At 66.6% G+C, this 17,236-nt stretch carries 17 protein-coding genes; 6 read left to right on the forward strand and 11 right to left on the reverse strand.

The window, feature by feature from the left end; translation table 11 throughout:
- Window positions 1-52: 52 nt before the first annotated feature.
- Window positions 53-295, reverse strand: a complete 243-nt coding sequence (locus tag N0B71_RS04320) for a YdcH family protein (protein ID WP_259757466.1) — start codon at window positions 293-295, stop codon at window positions 53-55.
- 169 nt (window positions 296-464) lie between these two features.
- Here N0B71_RS04320 and mscL point away from each other — a divergent pair, with 169 nt between their 5' ends.
- The gene (mscL, locus tag N0B71_RS04325; protein WP_259757467.1) at window positions 465-881 is read left to right on the forward strand and encodes a large-conductance mechanosensitive channel protein MscL; all 417 of its coding nucleotides are present in this window, start codon (window positions 465-467) and stop codon (window positions 879-881) included.
- Window positions 882-920: 39 nt separating this feature from the next.
- Here the strand turns inward: mscL and N0B71_RS04330 are convergent, their stop codons facing one another.
- From N0B71_RS04330 to N0B71_RS04340, 3 genes are all read right to left on the reverse strand, one after another.
- Window positions 921-2,471, reverse strand: coding sequence for a TerC family protein (locus N0B71_RS04330; protein ID WP_259757468.1), 1,551 nt, complete (start codon window positions 2,469-2,471; stop codon window positions 921-923).
- A 229-nt stretch (window positions 2,472-2,700) separates the two neighbouring features.
- Window positions 2,701-3,477, reverse strand: a complete 777-nt coding sequence (locus N0B71_RS04335; protein ID WP_259757469.1) for a ferredoxin--NADP reductase — start codon at window positions 3,475-3,477, stop codon at window positions 2,701-2,703.
- Window positions 3,478-3,583: 106 nt separating this feature from the next.
- Window positions 3,584-4,576, reverse strand: a complete 993-nt coding sequence (locus N0B71_RS04340; RefSeq protein WP_259757471.1) for a TRAP transporter substrate-binding protein — start codon at window positions 4,574-4,576, stop codon at window positions 3,584-3,586.
- Window positions 4,577-4,912: 336 nt separating this feature from the next.
- On the opposite strand from N0B71_RS04340, the gene N0B71_RS04345 reads away from it, so the two are divergent.
- The 4 genes from N0B71_RS04345 to N0B71_RS04360 all read left to right on the forward strand — a co-directional run bounded on the left by N0B71_RS04345 (window position 4,913) and on the right by N0B71_RS04360 (window position 7,705).
- Window positions 4,913-6,037 carry a methyltransferase gene (locus N0B71_RS04345; RefSeq protein WP_259757472.1) on the forward strand — a complete coding sequence of 375 codons (1,125 nt, stop codon included), beginning with the start codon at window positions 4,913-4,915 and terminating at the stop codon, window positions 6,035-6,037.
- Window positions 6,038-6,113: 76 nt separating this feature from the next.
- On the forward strand, window positions 6,114-6,374 hold the full coding sequence (locus N0B71_RS04350; protein WP_259757473.1) for an antitoxin: 261 nt from the start codon (window positions 6,114-6,116) through the stop codon (window positions 6,372-6,374).
- Window positions 6,371-6,778, forward strand: coding sequence for a type II toxin-antitoxin system VapC family toxin (locus tag N0B71_RS04355; protein ID WP_259757474.1), 408 nt, complete (start codon window positions 6,371-6,373; stop codon window positions 6,776-6,778). Before N0B71_RS04350 ends, N0B71_RS04355 begins: the two co-directional genes overlap by 4 nt.
- Before the next feature lie 69 nt (window positions 6,779-6,847).
- Window positions 6,848-7,705, forward strand: a complete 858-nt coding sequence (locus N0B71_RS04360) for an alpha/beta hydrolase (RefSeq protein WP_259757475.1) — start codon at window positions 6,848-6,850, stop codon at window positions 7,703-7,705.
- Window positions 7,706-7,794: 89 nt separating this feature from the next.
- On the opposite strand, the gene N0B71_RS04365 is transcribed toward N0B71_RS04360, so the two are convergent.
- The 5 genes from N0B71_RS04365 to N0B71_RS04385 are packed head-to-tail and all read right to left on the reverse strand — an operon-like array spanning window position 7,795 to window position 13,910.
- Window positions 7,795-8,361 carry a nucleotidyltransferase family protein gene (locus tag N0B71_RS04365; RefSeq protein ID WP_259757476.1) on the reverse strand — a complete coding sequence of 189 codons (567 nt, stop codon included), beginning with the start codon at window positions 8,359-8,361 and terminating at the stop codon, window positions 7,795-7,797.
- Window positions 8,358-9,329, reverse strand: a complete 972-nt coding sequence (locus N0B71_RS04370; protein WP_259757477.1) for an XdhC family protein — start codon at window positions 9,327-9,329, stop codon at window positions 8,358-8,360. Before N0B71_RS04370 ends, N0B71_RS04365 begins: the two co-directional genes overlap by 4 nt.
- A 3-nt stretch (window positions 9,330-9,332) precedes the next feature.
- Window positions 9,333-10,544 (reverse strand): cytochrome c, encoded by a 1,212-nt coding sequence (locus tag N0B71_RS04375; RefSeq protein ID WP_259757478.1) that lies wholly within the window; start codon window positions 10,542-10,544, stop codon window positions 9,333-9,335.
- 2 nt (window positions 10,545-10,546) lie between these two features.
- A complete protein-coding gene (locus tag N0B71_RS04380; protein ID WP_259757479.1) occupies window positions 10,547-11,086 on the reverse strand; it encodes a (2Fe-2S)-binding protein in 540 nt (179 codons plus the stop codon).
- Window positions 11,079-13,910 (reverse strand): xanthine dehydrogenase family protein molybdopterin-binding subunit, encoded by a 2,832-nt coding sequence (locus N0B71_RS04385; RefSeq protein ID WP_259757480.1) that lies wholly within the window; start codon window positions 13,908-13,910, stop codon window positions 11,079-11,081. Before N0B71_RS04385 ends, N0B71_RS04380 begins: the two co-directional genes overlap by 8 nt.
- A gap of 331 nt (window positions 13,911-14,241) precedes the next feature.
- Here N0B71_RS04385 and N0B71_RS04390 point away from each other — a divergent pair, with 331 nt between their 5' ends.
- Window positions 14,242-15,453 carry an MFS transporter gene (locus N0B71_RS04390; protein WP_259757481.1) on the forward strand — a complete coding sequence of 404 codons (1,212 nt, stop codon included), beginning with the start codon at window positions 14,242-14,244 and terminating at the stop codon, window positions 15,451-15,453.
- 612 nt (window positions 15,454-16,065) lie between these two features.
- Here N0B71_RS04390 and N0B71_RS04395 read toward each other — a convergent pair.
- Window positions 16,066-16,215: a DUF2474 domain-containing protein gene (locus N0B71_RS04395; RefSeq protein WP_259757482.1), complete on the reverse strand. Its 150-nt coding sequence runs from the start codon at window positions 16,213-16,215 to the stop codon at window positions 16,066-16,068.
- An 11-nt stretch (window positions 16,216-16,226) separates the two neighbouring features.
- Window positions 16,227-17,234 carry a cytochrome d ubiquinol oxidase subunit II gene (gene cydB, locus N0B71_RS04400; RefSeq protein WP_259757484.1) on the reverse strand — a complete coding sequence of 336 codons (1,008 nt, stop codon included), beginning with the start codon at window positions 17,232-17,234 and terminating at the stop codon, window positions 16,227-16,229.
- Window positions 17,235-17,236 lie beyond the last annotated feature (2 nt).

Genomic DNA, 17,236 nt, shown 5'->3' on the forward strand with positions numbered 1-17,236 from the left:
ATGACGGGAGCCTACGCCTCGCTCCGTTCCACACCCTTGACTCTGGTCAAGCTCAACCGGATCGCTTGAGGAGGTCGGCGATCTCGTCCTTCAGGGTCACGCGCTGCAGTTTCAGGGAGTTGAGGGCGAGGTCGTCCATCGCTTCGCGGCCGTCCTCGATGTCGTAGATCTTTTTGTCCAGCTCCTCGTAGGTCGCGGCCATGCGGGTGAAGTTGGCGTCCTTGCCGTGCAACCGGGTCATGAGGGCTTTCTGGTCGGGGAATTCGCGGGACAGGGGATGATGCTCGAGCGGCATGGCGGGCCTCCTTTGTGAATGGGTTGCCCGATAAGCCTAGACCACGGCGTGATAGTGCCCACAGCCGCCGGTCTTGCCGTGGGAATTGACCGCATCCGGGGTGTTCAGACGGCGACAGGCCGCTAAACTGCGCCTGTCCCCTCTATCTTGCGTAACAAGGAGTCAGTGCATGAGTCTGCTTAACGAATTCAAGGCCTTCGCCGTGAAGGGCAACGTGGTCGACATGGCCGTCGGTATCATCATCGGCGCCGCGTTCGGCAAGATCGTCTCGTCCTTCGTCGGCGACGTGATCATGCCGCCCATTGGCCTGCTGATCGGCGGCATGGACTTCTCCGACCTCGCGATCACCCTCAAGGCCGCCGAGGGCCAGACGCCGGCCGTGGTGCTGGCCTACGGCAAATTCATTCAGACCTGCCTGGACTTCATCATCGTTGCCTTCGCCATCTTCATGGGCGTGAAGGCGATCAACAAGCTCAAGCGTGAGGAAGCCGTGGCCCCCAGCGCCCCGCCGACTCCGACCCCGGAAGAAACCCTGCTGACCGAGATCCGCGACCTGCTCAAGCAGCAGAACAACCGCGCTCCCTGAGCAGATCGCTGACCCGGCCGGGCACCGCCGCGGCCGGCATCAGCCCGGCGGCGTCAGCAGTACCCGGCCGATGCGCCGCTCGCTGACATCCGTCACTTCCAGGCGCCAGCCGCCCAGCTCCAGCGTGTCACCCTTGGCCGGCAAGCGGCCAAGGTGCTTGAGCGCCAGCCCGCCAAGGGTCTGGTATTCCGCCGTCGGCCGGGCGTGGAAGCCGACCCGCTCGGCCAGCGCCGAGAGGGTCACGGCGCCGTCCACGCGGTAGCCGCCGGCCTGGGCCTCGATGTCGGTACCGGACACCTCGCTGGCATCGGGCAGCTCACCGGCAATCGCCTCCAGCACGTCGGTCATGCTCAGCATGCCCTCGAAGCCACCGAACTCGTTGACCACGAAGGCCAGGTGGGTCGAGGCTGCGCGCATCTGTTCCAGGGCGCCCAGCACCGTGCTGCTGTCCGGCAGGCTCAGCGGCTCGCGCAGCAGCGGCAGGATGTCGAGTTCGCGCCCCTGCAGCAGGGCGGCGAACAGTTCCTTCTTGTGCACGTAGCCCAGGGGCTCGTCGATGTTGCCTTCGCGGATCACCAGCAGCCGCGAGTACGGCGACTCCAGCAGCGCACGGCGAATGTCCTGCGGGCTGTCGGCGACATCCACGCGGTGCACGCGCTGGCGGTCGATCATCACCGCTTTCACCGGGCGCTCGGCCAGGCCTAGCACGCCGCTGATCATCACCCGCTCGCGGCGGTCGAACGGCGCGTCGGCGCCCTCGTCCGGCCCGACCAGGTCGGCGATCTCCTCGCCCACCTCGTCGGCGTCCACCTTGCCGCCCATCAGGCGCAGCACCGCGTGGGCGGTGCGCTGGCGCAGGCCGCGCTGACCGCGCTGGCTCTTCTGGCGCTTCCAGCGCACCAGCTGGTTGGCCATCTCGATCAGCAGGCTGAAGCCGATGGCGGCGTACAGATAGCCCTTCGGGATGTGGAAGCCCAGGCCCTCGGCGGTCAGGCTGAAACCGATCATCAGCAGGAAGCCCAGGCACAGCATGATCACCGTCGGGTGTTCGTTGACGAAGCGGGTCAGCGGCTTGCTGGCCACCATCATCAGGCCGATGGAGAAGATGACCGCGATCATCATCACTTCCAACTGCTCGACCATGCCCACCGCGGTGATGACCGCGTCGAGGGAAAACACCGCATCCAGCACCACGATCTGCGCGACCACCGGCCAGAAGGCGGCATACACGCGCTTGCCGTTGGACGTGTGCACCCGGCCCTCCAGGCGTTCATGCAGCTCCAGGGTGGCCTTGAACAGCAGGAACAGACCACCGAACAGCATGATCAGGTCGCGGCCGGAGAAGCTCTTGCCCAGCACCTCGATCAGCGGCTCGGTGAGCGTGACCAGCCAGGAAATGCTCGCCAGCAGGCCCAGGCGCATCAGCAGTGCCAGCGACAGGCCGATCAGCCGCGCGCGGTCGCGCAGGTGCGGCGGCAGCTTGTCCGCGAGAATCGCGATGAAGACCAGGTTATCGATGCCGAGCACCAGCTCGAGCAGGATCAGGGTGAGCAGGCCGAGCCAGGCCGTGGGGTCCATCAGCCATTCCATGTCGACTCACCTCGCTGGGTGTGCGCCATGGTTGGCCGGGCAGGATCATCCGCGAACGCGGATGCCGGGGGAGGTTCGCCGAACGCTGGCTCTACGAAGGTAGCGACCGGGTTCGGCGTCGTACTGTGACTGTCCATAAGGTCCGAAAAAAGGGAAACGGACGCTCATCCTAAGGGCAAAGGGCTTTCCCCCTAAGGGGACAATCTTTTCAAAATCTATCGAGCCAGCCTTACCAATAGTTTTCCACAGCGATCTGGCCGGGCTTGCGCGTCAGCGCCAAGCTCATGCCACGGGCCTTCAGCACCGCGCGGGTGTCCTCGATCATCTGCGGGTTGCCGCAGAGCATCACGCGCGAATGTTCGGGGGTGAGTTCCAGACCGGCGGCGCGCTCCAGCTCGCCATTCTCGATCAGCGTGGTGATGCGCGCGTTCAGGCAGCCCGGCACCGACTCGCGGGTGACCACCGGGATGAACTGGAGCTTGTGGATATGTTCGGCCAGGTGCTCCATGGCGCCGAAACTGGCGATCAGCTCGCGGTAGGCCAGTTCCTTTTCCTCGCGGGCGCTGTAGACCAGCTTGATGGTCTCGAAGCGTTCCCACACCTCGAAGTCCTGCAGGATCGACAGGAACGGCGCCAGCCCGGTGCCGGTGGCCAGCAGCCAGAGGTCGCGGCCGTCGGGGAAGCGGTCGAGGGTGAGGAAGCCGAAGGCCTGGCGGTCCACCAGCAGCTGGTCGCCGACGCGCAGGCGGCTGAGTTCGCTGGTGAACTCACCACCGGGGACGACGATGGAGAAGAACTCGAGGAACTCGTCGTGGGGCGCCGAAACCATCGAGTAGGCGCGCCAGACGATGCTGCCGCTGGGCTTGTACACGCCCAGGCGGGCGAACTGCCCGGCGCGGAAGCGGTAGCCGCTGTCACGGGTGGTGCGCAGGGTGAACAGGCTCGGGGTGAGCGTCTGCACTTCCAGCAGGGTCTGGCGGGTGAACTTCTCTTCGCTGGCGGTCATCGTCCGCTCCTTCACAGGCAACGGGCCCATTTTCCCGTATTAGCGGCGCGAGGAACACCCGCAAGGCTTGTGGCTATCGCCAGGACCGCCACAAGCCTGCGCTGGGTCAGTGCTTGCGGTTGACCACCTGGGCGGCGCGCAGCACGTCAGTGCCGATCTCGCCCTCGAACTGCTTCCACAGCGGCTGCATCGCGGTGCGCCAGGCCTCGCGCTCGGCCGGCGTCAGCGCGAGGATGCGCGCCTTGCCGTTGCCAACCACGTGCTCACGCTCCTTCTGGTTCAACGCCTCGGCGTCCTTGTTCACCTCGACGGTGACCTCTTCGATGATGCTTTCCAGCTGGGTGCGCACCGGGTACGGCATGCTGTTCCAGAACTTCTGGTTGCTGATCACCATGTAGCTGAGCACACCGTGGTTGGTCTCGGTAATGAACGGCTGGGCGCTGTCGAGCTTCTGGCTGCCGATGTTCGACCAGGTGTTCTCGGTGCCCTGCACCTTGCCGTCCTGCAACGCCTTGAGCGTCTCGGCGAAGGGCATCTTCACCGCCGTCGCGTTCAGCAGGCCGAACTGCGCGGTAATCACCGAGGACGGCTGGATGCGGAACGCCAGGCCCTTGGCATCGCCCGGCGCGCGCAGCTCGCGGTTGGCCGACAGCTGCTTCATGCCGTTGTTCCAGTAGGCCAGGCCGTAGATGCCCGAGCGCGCCATGGAATGCAGCAGCTCGCGGCTCTTGTCGCGCTTCTGGAAACGCTTCACCGCCTCCAGGTCGTCGAACAGGAAGGGCAGGTCGAAGACTTCCAGCTGCTTGGTGTAGCCCTCGAATTTCGACAGCGACGGCGCCAGCATCTGCACCTTGCCGTCCTGCAGCGCCTGCAATTCGTCGGCATCGCCGAACAGCGTGGAATTGGGGAACACCTCGACCTTCACCTGGCCGGCGAGGCGTTCTTCCACCAGCTTCTTGAACAGCAGCGCGCCACGGCCCTTGGGCGTGTCGTCGGCGACGACGTGGGAGAACTTGATGACGATGGGCGCGTCGGCGAAGGCCGGTTGAGCCACGAGGAAAAGGGCGGACAAGGCCAACCCGAGCAACGACTGGTACATCGATATCCTTATGCAATGGCAATAGCCCGGCGCGCGAACGGGCGTCGCGTGTCGAGGATTCGTGAAGACTTGGAAGGGTGGCCGTCGGTCGGCGGAGCGCACTCCGGGATCGGGCCCTACCGGGTCGCATGGACCGCCCGGTTATTATTGGGATGCCGCCGCGCAGACGAAGGCGGGGCGGATAGGTCATAATTTTTCGGTATATCGCTGGCCCGCACAAGCTGTCGCGAGTCAACCACGTCTCAATTTGATGACAAACTCGTTGCAATAATCCTCACATCATTGCCAACGAGACAGTACCTCTATCTCAGCCATTTCCGTCGTTTCGAGAGCCCCATGCCCGTCCTCGCCAGCCCCTTCGCCCAGCTCGACCTGGTCCGCCACCCCGAACAGCGCGAAGACCCGCTGCAAGCCTTCGACGCGGCCGACGAATACCTGCTCAATCATCTGCATGAGCAGGGCGTCAGCGCGGACAGCCGCGTGCTGGTGCTCAACGACAGCTTCGGCGCCCTCGCCGCCAGTCTCGCGCCGCACGTGCGCCTGACCAGCAGCGGCGACTCGCACCTGGGCTTCATCGCCCTGCAACGCAACCTCGAACGCAACGGCCTGAATGACGTGCCGCTGACCTTCGTCCCCGCCAGCGACACCGCGCAAGGTCCCTTCGACTACGTGCTGGTGCGCGTCCCCAAGACCCTGGCGCTGCTGGAGGAACAACTGATCCGGCTGCATGGCCAGCTCGCACCCGGAGCGAAGGTGACCGCCGCCGGCATGATCAAGCACCTGCCCCGCGCCGCTGGCGATCTGCTGGAACAGTACATCGGCCCGATGCAGGCGTCGCTGGCGGTGAAAAAGGCCCGCCTGCTGATCGCCACCGCCGAGGAGCGTCCCGCCCCTGCCTCGCCCTACCCCAGCCGCTACCGCCTGGAGCAGCCCGCGCTGACCCTGCTCAACCACGCCAACGTGTTCTGCCGCGAAGGCCTGGACATCGGCACCCGCGCCTTTCTCCCGCACCTGCCGCAGGTGCACCACGCCGTTCGCGCGGCGGACCTGGGTTGCGGCAACGGCGTGCTGGGCATCGCCTTCGCCCTGCTCAACCCGCAGGCCGAGCTGACGCTGGTGGACGAATCGTACATGGCGGTGCAGTCCGCGCAGGAGAACTGGCGGGCGGCGCTGGGCGTGCGCCCGGTGGATATCCACCCCGACGACGGCCTCGCCGCACAACCGGCCGACTCGCTGGACCTGGTCCTGTGCAACCCACCCTTCCACCAGCAGCAGGTGGTCGGCGACTTCCTCGCCTGGCGCATGTTCCAGCAAGCCCGCGCCGCGCTGGTCACCGGCGGCGAATTGTGGATCGTCGGCAACCGCCACCTGGGCTACCACGCCAAGCTCAAACGCCTGTTCCGCGGCGTCGAGCAGGTGGCGGCCAATCCGAAGTTCGTGGTGTTGAAGGCGACCAAGTAAGGCGAAGGGATTGCTCAACACCTGACCGACCCGCACAATACACACGTAGACGTACACACGACGGAGGCGCGTACCTATGCCGACTTCCACCTTGACTACCCGCGTGTTCATGAACGGCAACAGCCAAGCCGTGCGGATTCCCCAGGAGTTCCGCCTGGATGTTGGCAGCGTGGAGATCACCCGCAAGGACAACGGCGACCTGGTGATCCATCCCATCCCGCAGGACCGTGGCGCCGCGCTGATGGAAGCGCTGCAGGGCTTCGACGAAGACTTCCTCGAGGCCCTGGACGACGAACAGCGCGACCAGCCACCGGCCCAGGACCGGGACGAGCTGTGAAGTACCTGCTCGACACCAATATCCTCATCTACCTGCTGAAGAACCGGCCGGAATCCGTCGCGCAACGGGTTAATGCCCTGCCCGCCGACGCCTCGCTGAACATGTCGTTCTTCACCTATGCCGAGCTGCTAAAAGGTGCCGAACGCAGCTCGCGCAAGGCCGAAGTCCTGCGCCAGCTGGACCGCCTGACGCGTCAGGTGCCGGTAATCTACGACGGCACCGCCCGCCTGTGCGAACACTACGCCGTGCACTTCACCCGGCTGAAGCAGGCCGGCACGCCCATCGGGGCCAATGATCTGTGGATCGCCTGCCACGCTCTCGCGCTCGACGCCACGCTGGTCACGCACAACACCCGCGAGTTCGAGCGTATCGACGGCCTGATGCTGGAAGACTGGGCAAGCTGATCTGCCGAAGCCGATTGCCTTGCGCCCGCGGCGGTAGCAGCATGGATCGCCCCCACCTGGATGCGCGCCATGACCGCACAAGAAGCCGCCCTGCCTGAACTGATCCGCACCGCCGACGGCGTCGACCTTGCCCTGCGCCGCGTCGGCCCGGTGGATGGCGTGCCGGTGGTGCTGACCCACGGCACCTTCTCCAACCACCGCAGTTGCCTCGGACTGGCCAATTACCTGGGCAGCCAGGGCTTCGCCTGCTGGCTGTTCGACTGGCGCGGGCACGGCGACAGCGGGCGCAACGACTTCCTGCATAGTTTCGATGACGTGGCCGAGCAGGACGTGCCGGCGATCCTCGACGCGGTCAGCCAGCGCAGCGGCCACGCGGCGCTGCACTGGGTCGGCCATTCCGGCGGCGGGCTGATCGTCGCGATGTGGGCGGCGCGTCATCCCGAGCTGGCGCAGCGGCGGCTGCGTTCACTGGTGCTGATCGGCTCCCAGGCCACGGCGGCGGGCGCCAGCCTGCGGCATTGGCTAATGCTCCAGGGGTTCCACTGGATGCTGCGCTGGCGGCGCATCGCGCCCAGCCGGGCCAAGAGTGTCGGCCCCGAGGCGGAGAGCGCGCGGCTGATGCGCCAGTGGTGCCAATGGAATTTCCGCCGGCGCTTCGATTCGCTGGAGGGCTTCGACTACCTGCAAGGACTGGCCAGCGTTGAACTGCCCGTGCTCGGGGTGGCGGGCAGGGGGGACACCTTCATCGCGCCGCTCGCGGGTTGCGAGGCGCTGGTGAAGGCGTTTGGCGGGACGCAGGCGAAGCTCGAACTGTTCGGGCTGGCGACGGGGGCGCGGGAGGATTACAGCCACAACCGCTTGCTGCTGTCGCGCAATGCCAGCCTGGAAGTCTGGCCGCGCATCGGGCGGTGGCTGGCGCAACATTGATCATCGTGGGGCGGTTCGCGAGCAAGCTCGCTCCTACAGGTTCGGCACTGGCGCCCTCATTGTAGGAGCGAGCTTGCTCGCGAATCCGGTCAGGAGCGCAAGGCGTCCGGCGTGTCGACATCCCACAACACGCCAGCGTCGTTTACATCCAGGGTGATGCAACGATCCCGATTCGCCTGCACCACGGCGCGCGCGCCTTCGTCGCCGGTGAGCTGTGTCAGCGCCGGCCAGAATTGGCGCCCGAACAACACGGGGTGCCCGCGCTGGCCGTCGAAAATCGGAAACAGAATGCTCGAAGCGCTGGCCGCATCGCTCAGCGCACGCAGGGTCTCAGGGGCGATCCATGGCATGTCGCCGAGCAGGATGGCAACCGCCTGAGCCGGGGAATCGACCAGCGACGCCACGCCGGCCGCCAGGCTGTGGCCCATGCCCAACGCCGCCTGCGGGCTGTGGATGACCCGGCAGCCAGCCGGGAGACCAAAGACTTCCGCTCGCTCGCCATCCCGCAGCACCACCCGCACTTCATCGAATACCGCCAGCGCACGCTCGACGCTGTGGGCCAGCAGGCTGCGGCCGTCGGGCAGGCTCGCGCTGCGTTTGTCGGCGCCGAAGCGCGAAGCCTGGCCGGCGGCCAGGACCAGCGCGACGACCGTCACAGTGCCTCGCGGGCAATCCCGCTGCGGGTGCGCAGGATGTCGGCCAGCACGGCCAGGGCGATTTCCGCCGGGGTCTTGCTGCCCAGGTTGAGGCCGATCGGTGCGTGGATACGCGCCAGCTCGGCCTCGTTCAGGCCGCCGATGCGGTGCAGGCGTTCGCGGCGTTTTTCCGAGGTGGTGCGCGAGCCCATGACGCCGATGTAGAAGGCCTCGGTGCGCACGGCTTCGAGCATCGCCAGGTCGTCGATCTTCGGGTCGTGGGTCAGGGCGACCACGGCGGTGTCCGCGTGGCACCCGCCGTTGGCGATGAAGATCGACGGCAGTTCGCGACGGATCTCGATGCCGTCCAGCACCACGCCGTCCAGCGCTTCGTCGCGCGGGTCGCAAAGGATGACCTCGAAGCCCAGGCCCTTGCCGAACTCGGCACAGAAGTGCGCGACGCTGGAGTAGCCGGCCAGCAACAGGCGCTGCGCTGCGCCGACACGCAGGCGCACGCGGGCTTCGTCACGCTCGACGCGCGGGCCGTGCTCGTGGTCGTCGCTCAGGCGGCGGCTGCCGTCCTGCAGGTTCACTTCGCGCAGCAGGCGGCGTTGGCCGAGCAGCGCCGATTCCAGCTCGCGCAGGTGTGCCTGGACGTCGCAATCGGGGGCGAGATTTTCCACCAGCACGTCGAGGATGCCGCCGCAGGGCAGGCGGATGTTCGTGCGGGTATCGGTGCCGTCGCCGTAGCGCACCACGATCACCGGCTCGTTGAATTCACCCTCGGCGACGCGTTCGAGGAAATCATCCTCGACGCAGCCACCGGACAGCGAGCCCACCCACTGGCCGCTGGCGTTCACCGCCAGCAGCGAGCCCGGCGCGCGGGGCGCCGAGCCGTAGGTGAAGAGCACGCTGCACAACCATACGCGCTGCCCGGCCGTGGACCACTGGAGCGCCTGCCGGACCACTTGCAGATCGAGATGCTGCACGACTCACTCCGCTTTGAGTTGAGCGACCTGTTGTACGCCCATATCGCCCGGCAAGCCACCCCAGGCCTGGCGCAGGTAGTTGATCAGGTCGGCGAGCTGCTGGTCATTGAGCTTGTCGGCGAAGCCCGGCATCGGCTGCATGCGCTCGAAACCGGTGAACTGCTGCTCGCGGATGCCTTCGACGATGACCTTGGCCAGGTTGCGCGAATCGGCCAGGCGCAGGGTGGTGTTGCCCTGCATGGCCACGGCGATGTGCGGCTTGCCCTCGCCGTCGTTGCCGTGACAGCCGGCGCAGACGTTGAGGTACTGCTGGCGGCCGCGCTTGGCGCTGTCGCTGAGCCGGTCCGCGGGCACCACCTCGACCACCTTGGCCGGCGGCGGTTGCTCGCCGAGCAGGTAGGTGGACATGGCGGCCAGGTCCTCGTCGCCCAGGTGCTGGGTGCTCAGGTGCATCACCGGGAACATCTCGTTGAACATGCTGCCCTGCGGACTCATGCCGTGCTTGAGGAAGCCGGTGAGGTCGCTGCGGGTCCAGCCGCGCTCGGCCAGGTCCTGGGCCAGCAGGCTCGGGGCGCTGTAGCCGTTGAGCAGGCCGCCGGTGAGGCGCTTGTCCTGCTGCAGGGCGCCGATCTGGTTGCGCGGGGTGTGGCACTCGCCGCAGTGGCCGAGCACTTCGACCAGGTATTGCCCGCGCTGGTACGCGGCGCTTTTGCCCTCGGCACTCTCCAGCTGCACGCTCTTGCCGTAGAGCATGTTCCAGCCCGACAGGCCCAGGCGCACGTTGAACGGGAAGCTCAGGCGGGTTTCGGGCGCGGCGCGGTGCACCGGCGTCTGGCTCATCAGGTAGGCGTAGAGGGCATCGCTGTCCTCGCGCTTGATGAGGTGGTAGGAGGTGTAGGGCATCGCCGGGTACAGATTGGCGCCGTCCTTGCGCTTGCCTTCGGTGAGGGCAGCGAAGAAGTCGTCGGCGCTGTAGTTGCCGATGCCGAAGTCCCTGTCCGGGGTGATGTTGCTGCCGTAGATGGTGCCGAACGGCGAGTGGATTGGCAGGCCGCCGGCGAACGGCGCGCCGCCCTCGGCGGTGTGGCAGGCCATGCAGTCGGCGGCGCGGGAGACGTACTCGCCGCGCTGAATCAGGCCCTGGTCGGCCGCCTGGGCGCTCACCGCCAGGCCGAGGCCGACAGCCAGCGCGAGGCCGGAAAGAATGCGCTGCATGCTTAGCCCTCCTTGACCAGGCCGAGATCGGTCAGCACTTCGCGGGTGGCGTCGTAGTAACGCACGTACCCGGTGCAGCGACAGATGTGGTGGCCAAGGCTGGCCTCGATGGTGGCCTCCAGTTCGCTCTTCTTCAGCGGCTGGCGCTGGGCCTTCTCCACCAGCACGGTGGCGGCGTTGACGAAGCCCGGTGCGCAGTAGCTGCACTGGAAGGCGAAGCGGTCGACGAACTTCTGCTGGATCGGGTTCAGTTCCTTCACCGAGCCGTCTTCCTCGCGCTTGGCGTGGCCCTCGATGGTGCGCACCTTCTTGCCCTCGAAGTAGTGCGCGCCGGTGATGCAGGTGCGCACTTCCTCGCTGGTGCCGTCGGGGTTGTCGACGATCACCACGCAGGCGTGGCAGATGCCCTGGCCGCAGCCCAGGCGCGAGCCGGTGAGGTTCTGGTATTCGTGCAGGTAGTCGATCATCGGCAGGTCCTCGGGAACCTCGACCGGACCGACGGTTTGACCATTCAAGGTCAGGTTGAGCGGACGGTTAGCCATGGAGGGCCTCCTTGATGCGAGCGGGGGTGATGGGCAGGTCGCGGACGCGCTTGCCGATGGCGTGGGCCACGGCGTTGCCGATGGCGCCGACCACCGGGATCATCACCACCTCGGCGATGCCCTTGGACGGGTCGCTGGGCGAGAGCGGCGGGAGGATTTCCGAGCTCTGCTGCCAGACGGCCACGTCCTTCGCCTTCGGGAGGCGGTAGCGGTTGAAGTTCCAGTCGCCCTCGCCCGGGCCGCCCTCGTACAGCGGCATGTCTTCGAGCAGCGCATGGCCGATGCCCATGGCGGTGCCGCCCTCGATCTGGCCTTTCACCAGTTCCGGCACCAGCACGCGGCCGCATTCGATCCAGCTGTGGTGGTTGAGCACGCTGACTTCGCCGCTGCCCTTGTTCACCTTCAGCTCGACGATGGTCGCCACCGGGCTGTAGTAGGTCACCGCGGCGTTGTTCAGTTGCACCGGCGGGTAGGCCACGTTCTGGCGGTCCAGCAGGTGGAAGCCGGCGCTGTTCATCTGCGCCTTCTTCACGCCCGGTGCGCCGTCGCCGTACTTCACGGCCAGGGCGTCGAGCGGCAGGCGGTCACGCACGCCGTCAATGACGAAATCGCACTCGGCCCAGCTCCAGCGGTTGAAGCCGTGGACGGTGGCGCCGGTGACCAGGCCCTTCTCGTGGGCGACCTGCGCCAGCTCGGCGAACGACAGCGGCTGAAGGCCGTTGGCGGTGAGCTTGCCGTCGACCCAGTGGGCGTCTTCCCGACGCACCACCAGCGGGTTGGCGGCGCCGTTGAACGGGCCGCGACGCCAGATTTCCAGAGCCGCCGGCCACAGGCCGTGGTTGAACAGCACGCGCGCCGCTTCACGGGTGGCGTGGCTGAAGTAGTAGGCCGAGTTGGTCGCCGACGACGCCGAGGCGTACTTGCCGACCCAGCGCGGGTTGCGCAGCTTCTCGTCCTGGGTGGGCTGGCTCATGGTGTAGGGGTCTTCGCCGCTGAGCAGCTGAAGCTCCGGCCACTCGGTCTCGGCGGTCTTCATCTCGTCCGCCGGTTTGCCGAGGAAGTCGGCCACCACCAGCGCCTGGGAGGTGGACATGCCGGTGCCGATCTCGATGCCGATGTGGCGCATGTGCACCTTGCCCTGGGCATCGAACTCGATGCTCGCCATGGGCGCCTCGGAGCCGGTGCCGAAGTCCTTCTGGCAGATGGCGAAGCCGACGCCGTACCAGTGGTCCGGGTCCTTGGCGTCCATCTCTTTCTTGCGCGCGTCGCGGGTCTTCCACCAGTCGTGGGCGGCGGCCTTGTCGAGGATCTCGTGCAGGCGCAGGGCGCCGGCGGGGATCGCGCCCTGGGTGTTCTTCATGCCGGATTTGAGCGCGTTGACGCGGCGCAGCTCGATGGCGTCGACGCCCAGGCGGCCGGCGATCTCGTCCACCATCATCTCGGTGGCGGCCATGCTCTGCAGGGTGCCGTAGCCGCGCATGGAACCGGCCTCGACGGCGCGGGAATGGTAGGCGGTCACCTGCAGGTCATTCTGCGGCATGTAGTAGATCGACTGCGCGGCGGTGGCGCCCACGGCGGCCACGGACGGGCTGTAGTTGATGCGACCGCCGCCGTCCACGCTCATCTCGGTGCGGAAGATCTTGAAGGTCAGGTCCTTCTTGTCCACCGCCAGCTGGTAGCGGATGTCGAAGGGGTGGCGCTTGATGCCGCTCTGGAACTGCTCGTAGCGGTCGTTGGCCAGGCGCACCGGCACACCGTTGCCATACAGCGCCGCCAGGGCCGCGTAGTAGACGAAGATGTTGTGGTCCTTGGAGCCGTAGCCCACGGTGTAGCCGGGGTGCATGTTCAGCTTGGCCAGGCCGAAGCGCGACGGCGCGATCATGTGCGCGGTCTCGTAGGCGGCCTCGAACGGGCACTGGGTGGCAACCACGAAGTGCAGGGTCTTGCTCGCCGGGTCGTACCAGCCGTTGCCGTTGTCCGGTTCCAGCGCCGCCGGCTCGATGGACGGGGTCTTGTAGCGCTCGTCGAAGACCAGCCAGTTCTCCGGCGGGTTGTCGATCTGCTCCTTGATCTTCTGCGCGTAGAACAGGCCCTGCTCGGTGAGGTCGCCGTGCTGGTTGGGCTGCTGGTTCCACACCGGTTTGCGCTCGCGGATCATCGGGAAGAGGATCGAGTCCTTGAGGCTGGAGAACTCGTCCGGGTCGGCCGACGTCGCGCCGCCGACGCGCACGTAGCGGAAGCTGCCGTAGGGGTCGCCCTGGTAAAGCGGCGCCTGCGCCCCGTAGCGGATCGCCTTGTCGTTGAACTTCATCTTCAGCTTGGCCTGGCGGAAGCGTTCGAAGTCGTTCCAGATCAGGATCGCCACCGGGTGGCCGATGAACATCGGCACCTTGCCGCGCGGCAGCAGCGGGTCCGGCGCGTGGGCTTCGGGGAAGACGATGCCGTCCTTGTCCAGGTCCTCGGCGGTGACGATGCGGTCGGGCTGCAGGTCCGCGCCCAGCCAGGCGAGGTCGATGCCGTCGAAGATGCGGTCTGCCTTGATGGTCTTGAGCAGCATGGCGTGGCCCTGCTGCTGCGGCCAGCCGGGCATGTCCTTGGCGCGGATGTCACGGGCGAACACCTTGTTGCCGCAGACCTTGGACAGCGCGTCGTTACGGAAGCGCGCCTTGCCGTCGTGGCCCATCCACTGCTGGGGGGAGACGGTGACGGAGTTTTCCATCAGGGCAGCGAAGGCCCGGCTGCCGAGCGGCGCCATGGTCACGCTGACACCAGCGATCAGCCCGCCTTGCAGGAAGGCGCGCCGGGAAATATCACGGTTGGACATGGTTCATCCTCTGAGCGGTGAAGGTCCGCCCATGTCGTTTTTTCTGTGCGGGAGAGAGTTCGGAGGACGCGGAATCGCGGGCGTCTCGGGGATGGCGCCGAAGGAAAGATCCTGCAGAAAAACCTGACTCTTCTGTCAACTTTAACGCACCTCAATAGTGCGAAGCAAAGTCAATCGGGCAGCTTGTCGCGGTGACGAAAATTTTAGTCGAGGGCTTTCGACTAATCGCCAATAGCGCAACGCAGCCACCACAAGCGGAAAAGTGTTACGCCGTGCTACGCTGCGCAGCCTTGCTTAGCCCGCTAACGAATCCTCTGCCAAAGCCGCCACCATGACCGCCGAAGCCACTTCCCTGCTGCGTCACCGCCCTTTCCTCGCCTTCTGGCTGGCCCGCGTCTGCACCGCCAGCGCCTTCCAGATGATCACCGTGGCCATCGGCTGGCACATCTACGAGCTGACCCACAACGTCCTCGACCTGGGCCTGGTGGGGCTGGTGGAATTCACCCCGCGCGTGCTGTTCATGCTGCACACCGGCCACGTCGCCGACCGCTATGACCGGCGCCGCATCGCCTCGCTCTGCCAGATCGGCCAGGGCCTGATCGCCGTGGCGCTGGTGGTGGGCGCCAGCACCGACAACGTGACCCGCGAGATGATCTTCGCGATGGCCTTCCTGCTCGGTACCGCGCGCGCCTTCGAGATGCCCACCACCCAGGCGCTGCTGCCCAACATCGTGCCCACCGCGCTGTTCCCCCGCGCGGTGGCGGCGTCCGCCTCGGCGATGCAGGCCGCGACCATTGCGGCACCGGCCTTTGGCGGTTTCCTGTATGCCTTCGGCGCGTTCTGGGTCTACACGCCCACCGCCGTGCTGTACTTCATCGCCTGCGCGCTGGTGCTCACCCTGCCCTCGCGCCAGGTCCCGGCCAGCCAGGGCAAGGCCACGCTGGAATCGCTGCTGGCCGGCATCCGCTTCATCCGCAGCCGCCCGGATATCTTCGGCGCCATTTCCCTGGACCTGTTCGCCGTGCTGCTGGGCGGCGCCACCGCGCTGCTGCCGGTGTTCGCCAAGGACATCCTGCTCACCGGCCCCTGGGGCCTGGGCCTGTTGCGTTCAGCCCCTGCGGTCGGCGCGCTGCTGATGTCGTTCTGGCTGGCGCGCTTCCCCATCGAGCGCAACGTCGGGCGCATCATGTTCCTCGCCGTGGGCATCTTCGGCGTCACCACCATCGCCTTCGGCCTGTCGACCTCGTTCTGGTTCTCGTTGGCAGTGCTGGTGGTGCTGGGCGCGGCGGACATGATCAGCATGGTCATCCGCGGCGCCTTTGTGCAGCTGGAAACCCCGGACGAAATGCGCGGCCGGGTCAGCGCGGTGAACGGGCTGTTCATCGGTGCTTCGAACCAGCTGGGCGAGTTCGAATCCGGCCTCACCGCACACTGGCTCGGCACCGTCCCGGCGGTGGTGCTCGGCGGGGTGGGCACGCTGGTGGTCACCGGCGTGTGGATGAAGTTGTTCCCGAGCCTGGCCAAGCGCGACACGTTGCACTGATCGCTCCCGAGCGCCGCCCCTGTAGGAGCGAGCTCGCTCGCGAACATTGGCGCGAGGCATTGCCCTCACCCTAGCCCTCTCCCAAAGGGAGAGGGGACCGATCGGCGCAGGATGGAACGACAGCATCAGCCGGCACGGACGCCCCCCTCTCCCTTCAGGGAGAGGGTTGGGGAGAGGGAAATACAGCACTGATCGCCCCGGCGCGCCACCTATGTAGGAGCGAGCTTGCTCGCGAACATTGGCGCGAGGCATTGCCCTCACCCTAGCCCTCTCCCAGGGGAGAGGGGACCGATCGGCGCAGGATGGAACGACGGCATCAGCCGGCACGGACGCCCCTCTCCCTTCAGGGAGAGGGTTGGGGAGAGGGAAATACAGCGATGTCCCGATGTTAGGGCGACTGCCCCCTCCCTAGCCCTCCCCCTGAAGGGAGAGGGGACCGTTCGGTGCAGGGCTGCAAGACGGCGTTAGCCGGCAATTCCTGTTCGCGAGCAAGCTCGCTCCTACAAAAAACAATCCCGAATCCGGACAAAAAAATCCCCCGCCGGAAGCACCGGCGAGGGATGTGGGAACGGACGCCGGGGGACGGCGCCCGGATGGGATCGATGACGCGGACTAGTGCGGCGTACCCAGCCCCGCCGCGCTCATGAACAGGCGCATCAGCCACGCCGCCACGCCCAGGGCGGAAACGCTCAACACCCAGATCAGCACCAGCCAGCCCAGTCGCTTGCGCAGCGGCGCCTTCTGCTCGTGTTCAGGGGACATCGCGCGCACCTCTAGTGGTAGCCATCGCCGTGCTTCACCTTGCCGCGGAACACGTAGTAGCTCCACGCGGTGTAGCCCAGGATGAAGGGGATGATGAACAGCGCGCCCACCAGCATGAAGCCCTGGCTCTGCGGCGGCGCGGCGGCGGCCCAGATCGACAGCGACGGCGGCACGATGTTCGGCCACAGGCTGATGCCCAGGCCGCTGTAGCCCAGGAAGATCAGCACCAGGGTCAGCACGAACGGCTTGACGTGGTCATTGCGCGCCACCGAGCGCAGCAGGCTGTAGAAGGTCAGCAGCACCAGCAGCGGCACCGGCAGGAACCAGAACAGGTTCGGCAGGCTGAACCAGCGCTGGGCGATTTCGCCGTGGGCCAGCGGGGTCCACAGGCTGACGATGCCGATCACCGCCAGCAGCACCAGCGCCAGCGGGCGCGCCAGGTCGTGCATGCGCTCCTGCAGCTGGCCTTCGGTCTTCATGATCAGCCAGGTGCAGCCCAGCAGCGTATAGGCAACCACCAGACCGAGGCCGCAGAACAGCGGGAACGGCGCCAGCCAGTCCAGCGCGCCGCCGGCGAAGGCGCGATTCTCCACCGGGATGCCCTCGATGAAGGCGCCCAGGGCCACGCCCTGGAAGAAGGTCGCCACCAAGGAGCCGGCGATGAACGACTTGTCCCACAGGTGCCGCTTGTTGGCCCGCGCCTTGAAGCGGAACTCGAAGGCCACGCCGCGGAAGATCAGCCCCACCAGCATCAGGATCAGCGGCAGGTAAAGCGCCGAGAGCACGGCCGAATAGGCCACCGGGAAGGCGCCGAACAGCGCCGCCCCGCCCAGCACCAGCCAGGTCTCGTTGCCGTCCCAGACCGGCGCCACGGTGTTCATCATCACGTCGCGGTCACCTTCGTCCTTGAAGAACGGGTAGAGCATGCCGATGCCCAGATCGAACCCGTCCATGACCACGTACATCATGATCCCGAAGATGATGATGATCGCCCAGATCAGCGGAAGATCGATGCCCATGA

Source organism: Pseudomonas sp. GCEP-101, from assembly GCF_025133575.1.
Taxonomy (GTDB): Bacteria; Pseudomonadota; Gammaproteobacteria; order Pseudomonadales; family Pseudomonadaceae; genus Pseudomonas; species Pseudomonas nitroreducens_B.

What these genes read in the sequence shown, in the direction of transcription:
- N0B71_RS04320 (WP_259757466.1), bottom strand. Translation starts at nt 295, where the DNA reads ATGCCGCTCGAGCATCATCCCCTGTCCCGCGAATTCCCCGACCAGAAA.
- mscL (WP_259757467.1), top strand. Translation starts at nt 465, where the DNA reads ATGAGTCTGCTTAACGAATTCAAGGCCTTCGCCGTGAAGGGCAACGTG.
- N0B71_RS04330 (WP_259757468.1), bottom strand. Translation starts at nt 2,471, where the DNA reads ATGGAATGGCTGATGGACCCCACGGCCTGGCTCGGCCTGCTCACCCTG.
- N0B71_RS04335 (WP_259757469.1), bottom strand. Translation starts at nt 3,477, where the DNA reads ATGACCGCCAGCGAAGAGAAGTTCACCCGCCAGACCCTGCTGGAAGTG.
- N0B71_RS04340 (WP_259757471.1), bottom strand. Translation starts at nt 4,576, where the DNA reads ATGTACCAGTCGTTGCTCGGGTTGGCCTTGTCCGCCCTTTTCCTCGTG.
- N0B71_RS04345 (WP_259757472.1), top strand. Translation starts at nt 4,913, where the DNA reads ATGCCCGTCCTCGCCAGCCCCTTCGCCCAGCTCGACCTGGTCCGCCAC.
- N0B71_RS04350 (WP_259757473.1), top strand. Translation starts at nt 6,114, where the DNA reads ATGCCGACTTCCACCTTGACTACCCGCGTGTTCATGAACGGCAACAGC.
- N0B71_RS04360 (WP_259757475.1), top strand. Translation starts at nt 6,848, where the DNA reads ATGACCGCACAAGAAGCCGCCCTGCCTGAACTGATCCGCACCGCCGAC.
- N0B71_RS04375 (WP_259757478.1), bottom strand. Translation starts at nt 10,544, where the DNA reads ATGCAGCGCATTCTTTCCGGCCTCGCGCTGGCTGTCGGCCTCGGCCTG.
- N0B71_RS04380 (WP_259757479.1), bottom strand. Translation starts at nt 11,086, where the DNA reads ATGGCTAACCGTCCGCTCAACCTGACCTTGAATGGTCAAACCGTCGGT.
- N0B71_RS04385 (WP_259757480.1), bottom strand. Translation starts at nt 13,910, where the DNA reads ATGTCCAACCGTGATATTTCCCGGCGCGCCTTCCTGCAAGGCGGGCTG.
- N0B71_RS04390 (WP_259757481.1), top strand. Translation starts at nt 14,242, where the DNA reads ATGACCGCCGAAGCCACTTCCCTGCTGCGTCACCGCCCTTTCCTCGCC.
- N0B71_RS04395 (WP_259757482.1), bottom strand. Translation starts at nt 16,215, where the DNA reads ATGTCCCCTGAACACGAGCAGAAGGCGCCGCTGCGCAAGCGACTGGGC.
- cydB (WP_259757484.1), bottom strand. Translation starts at nt 17,234, where the DNA reads ATGGGCATCGATCTTCCGCTGATCTGGGCGATCATCATCATCTTCGGG.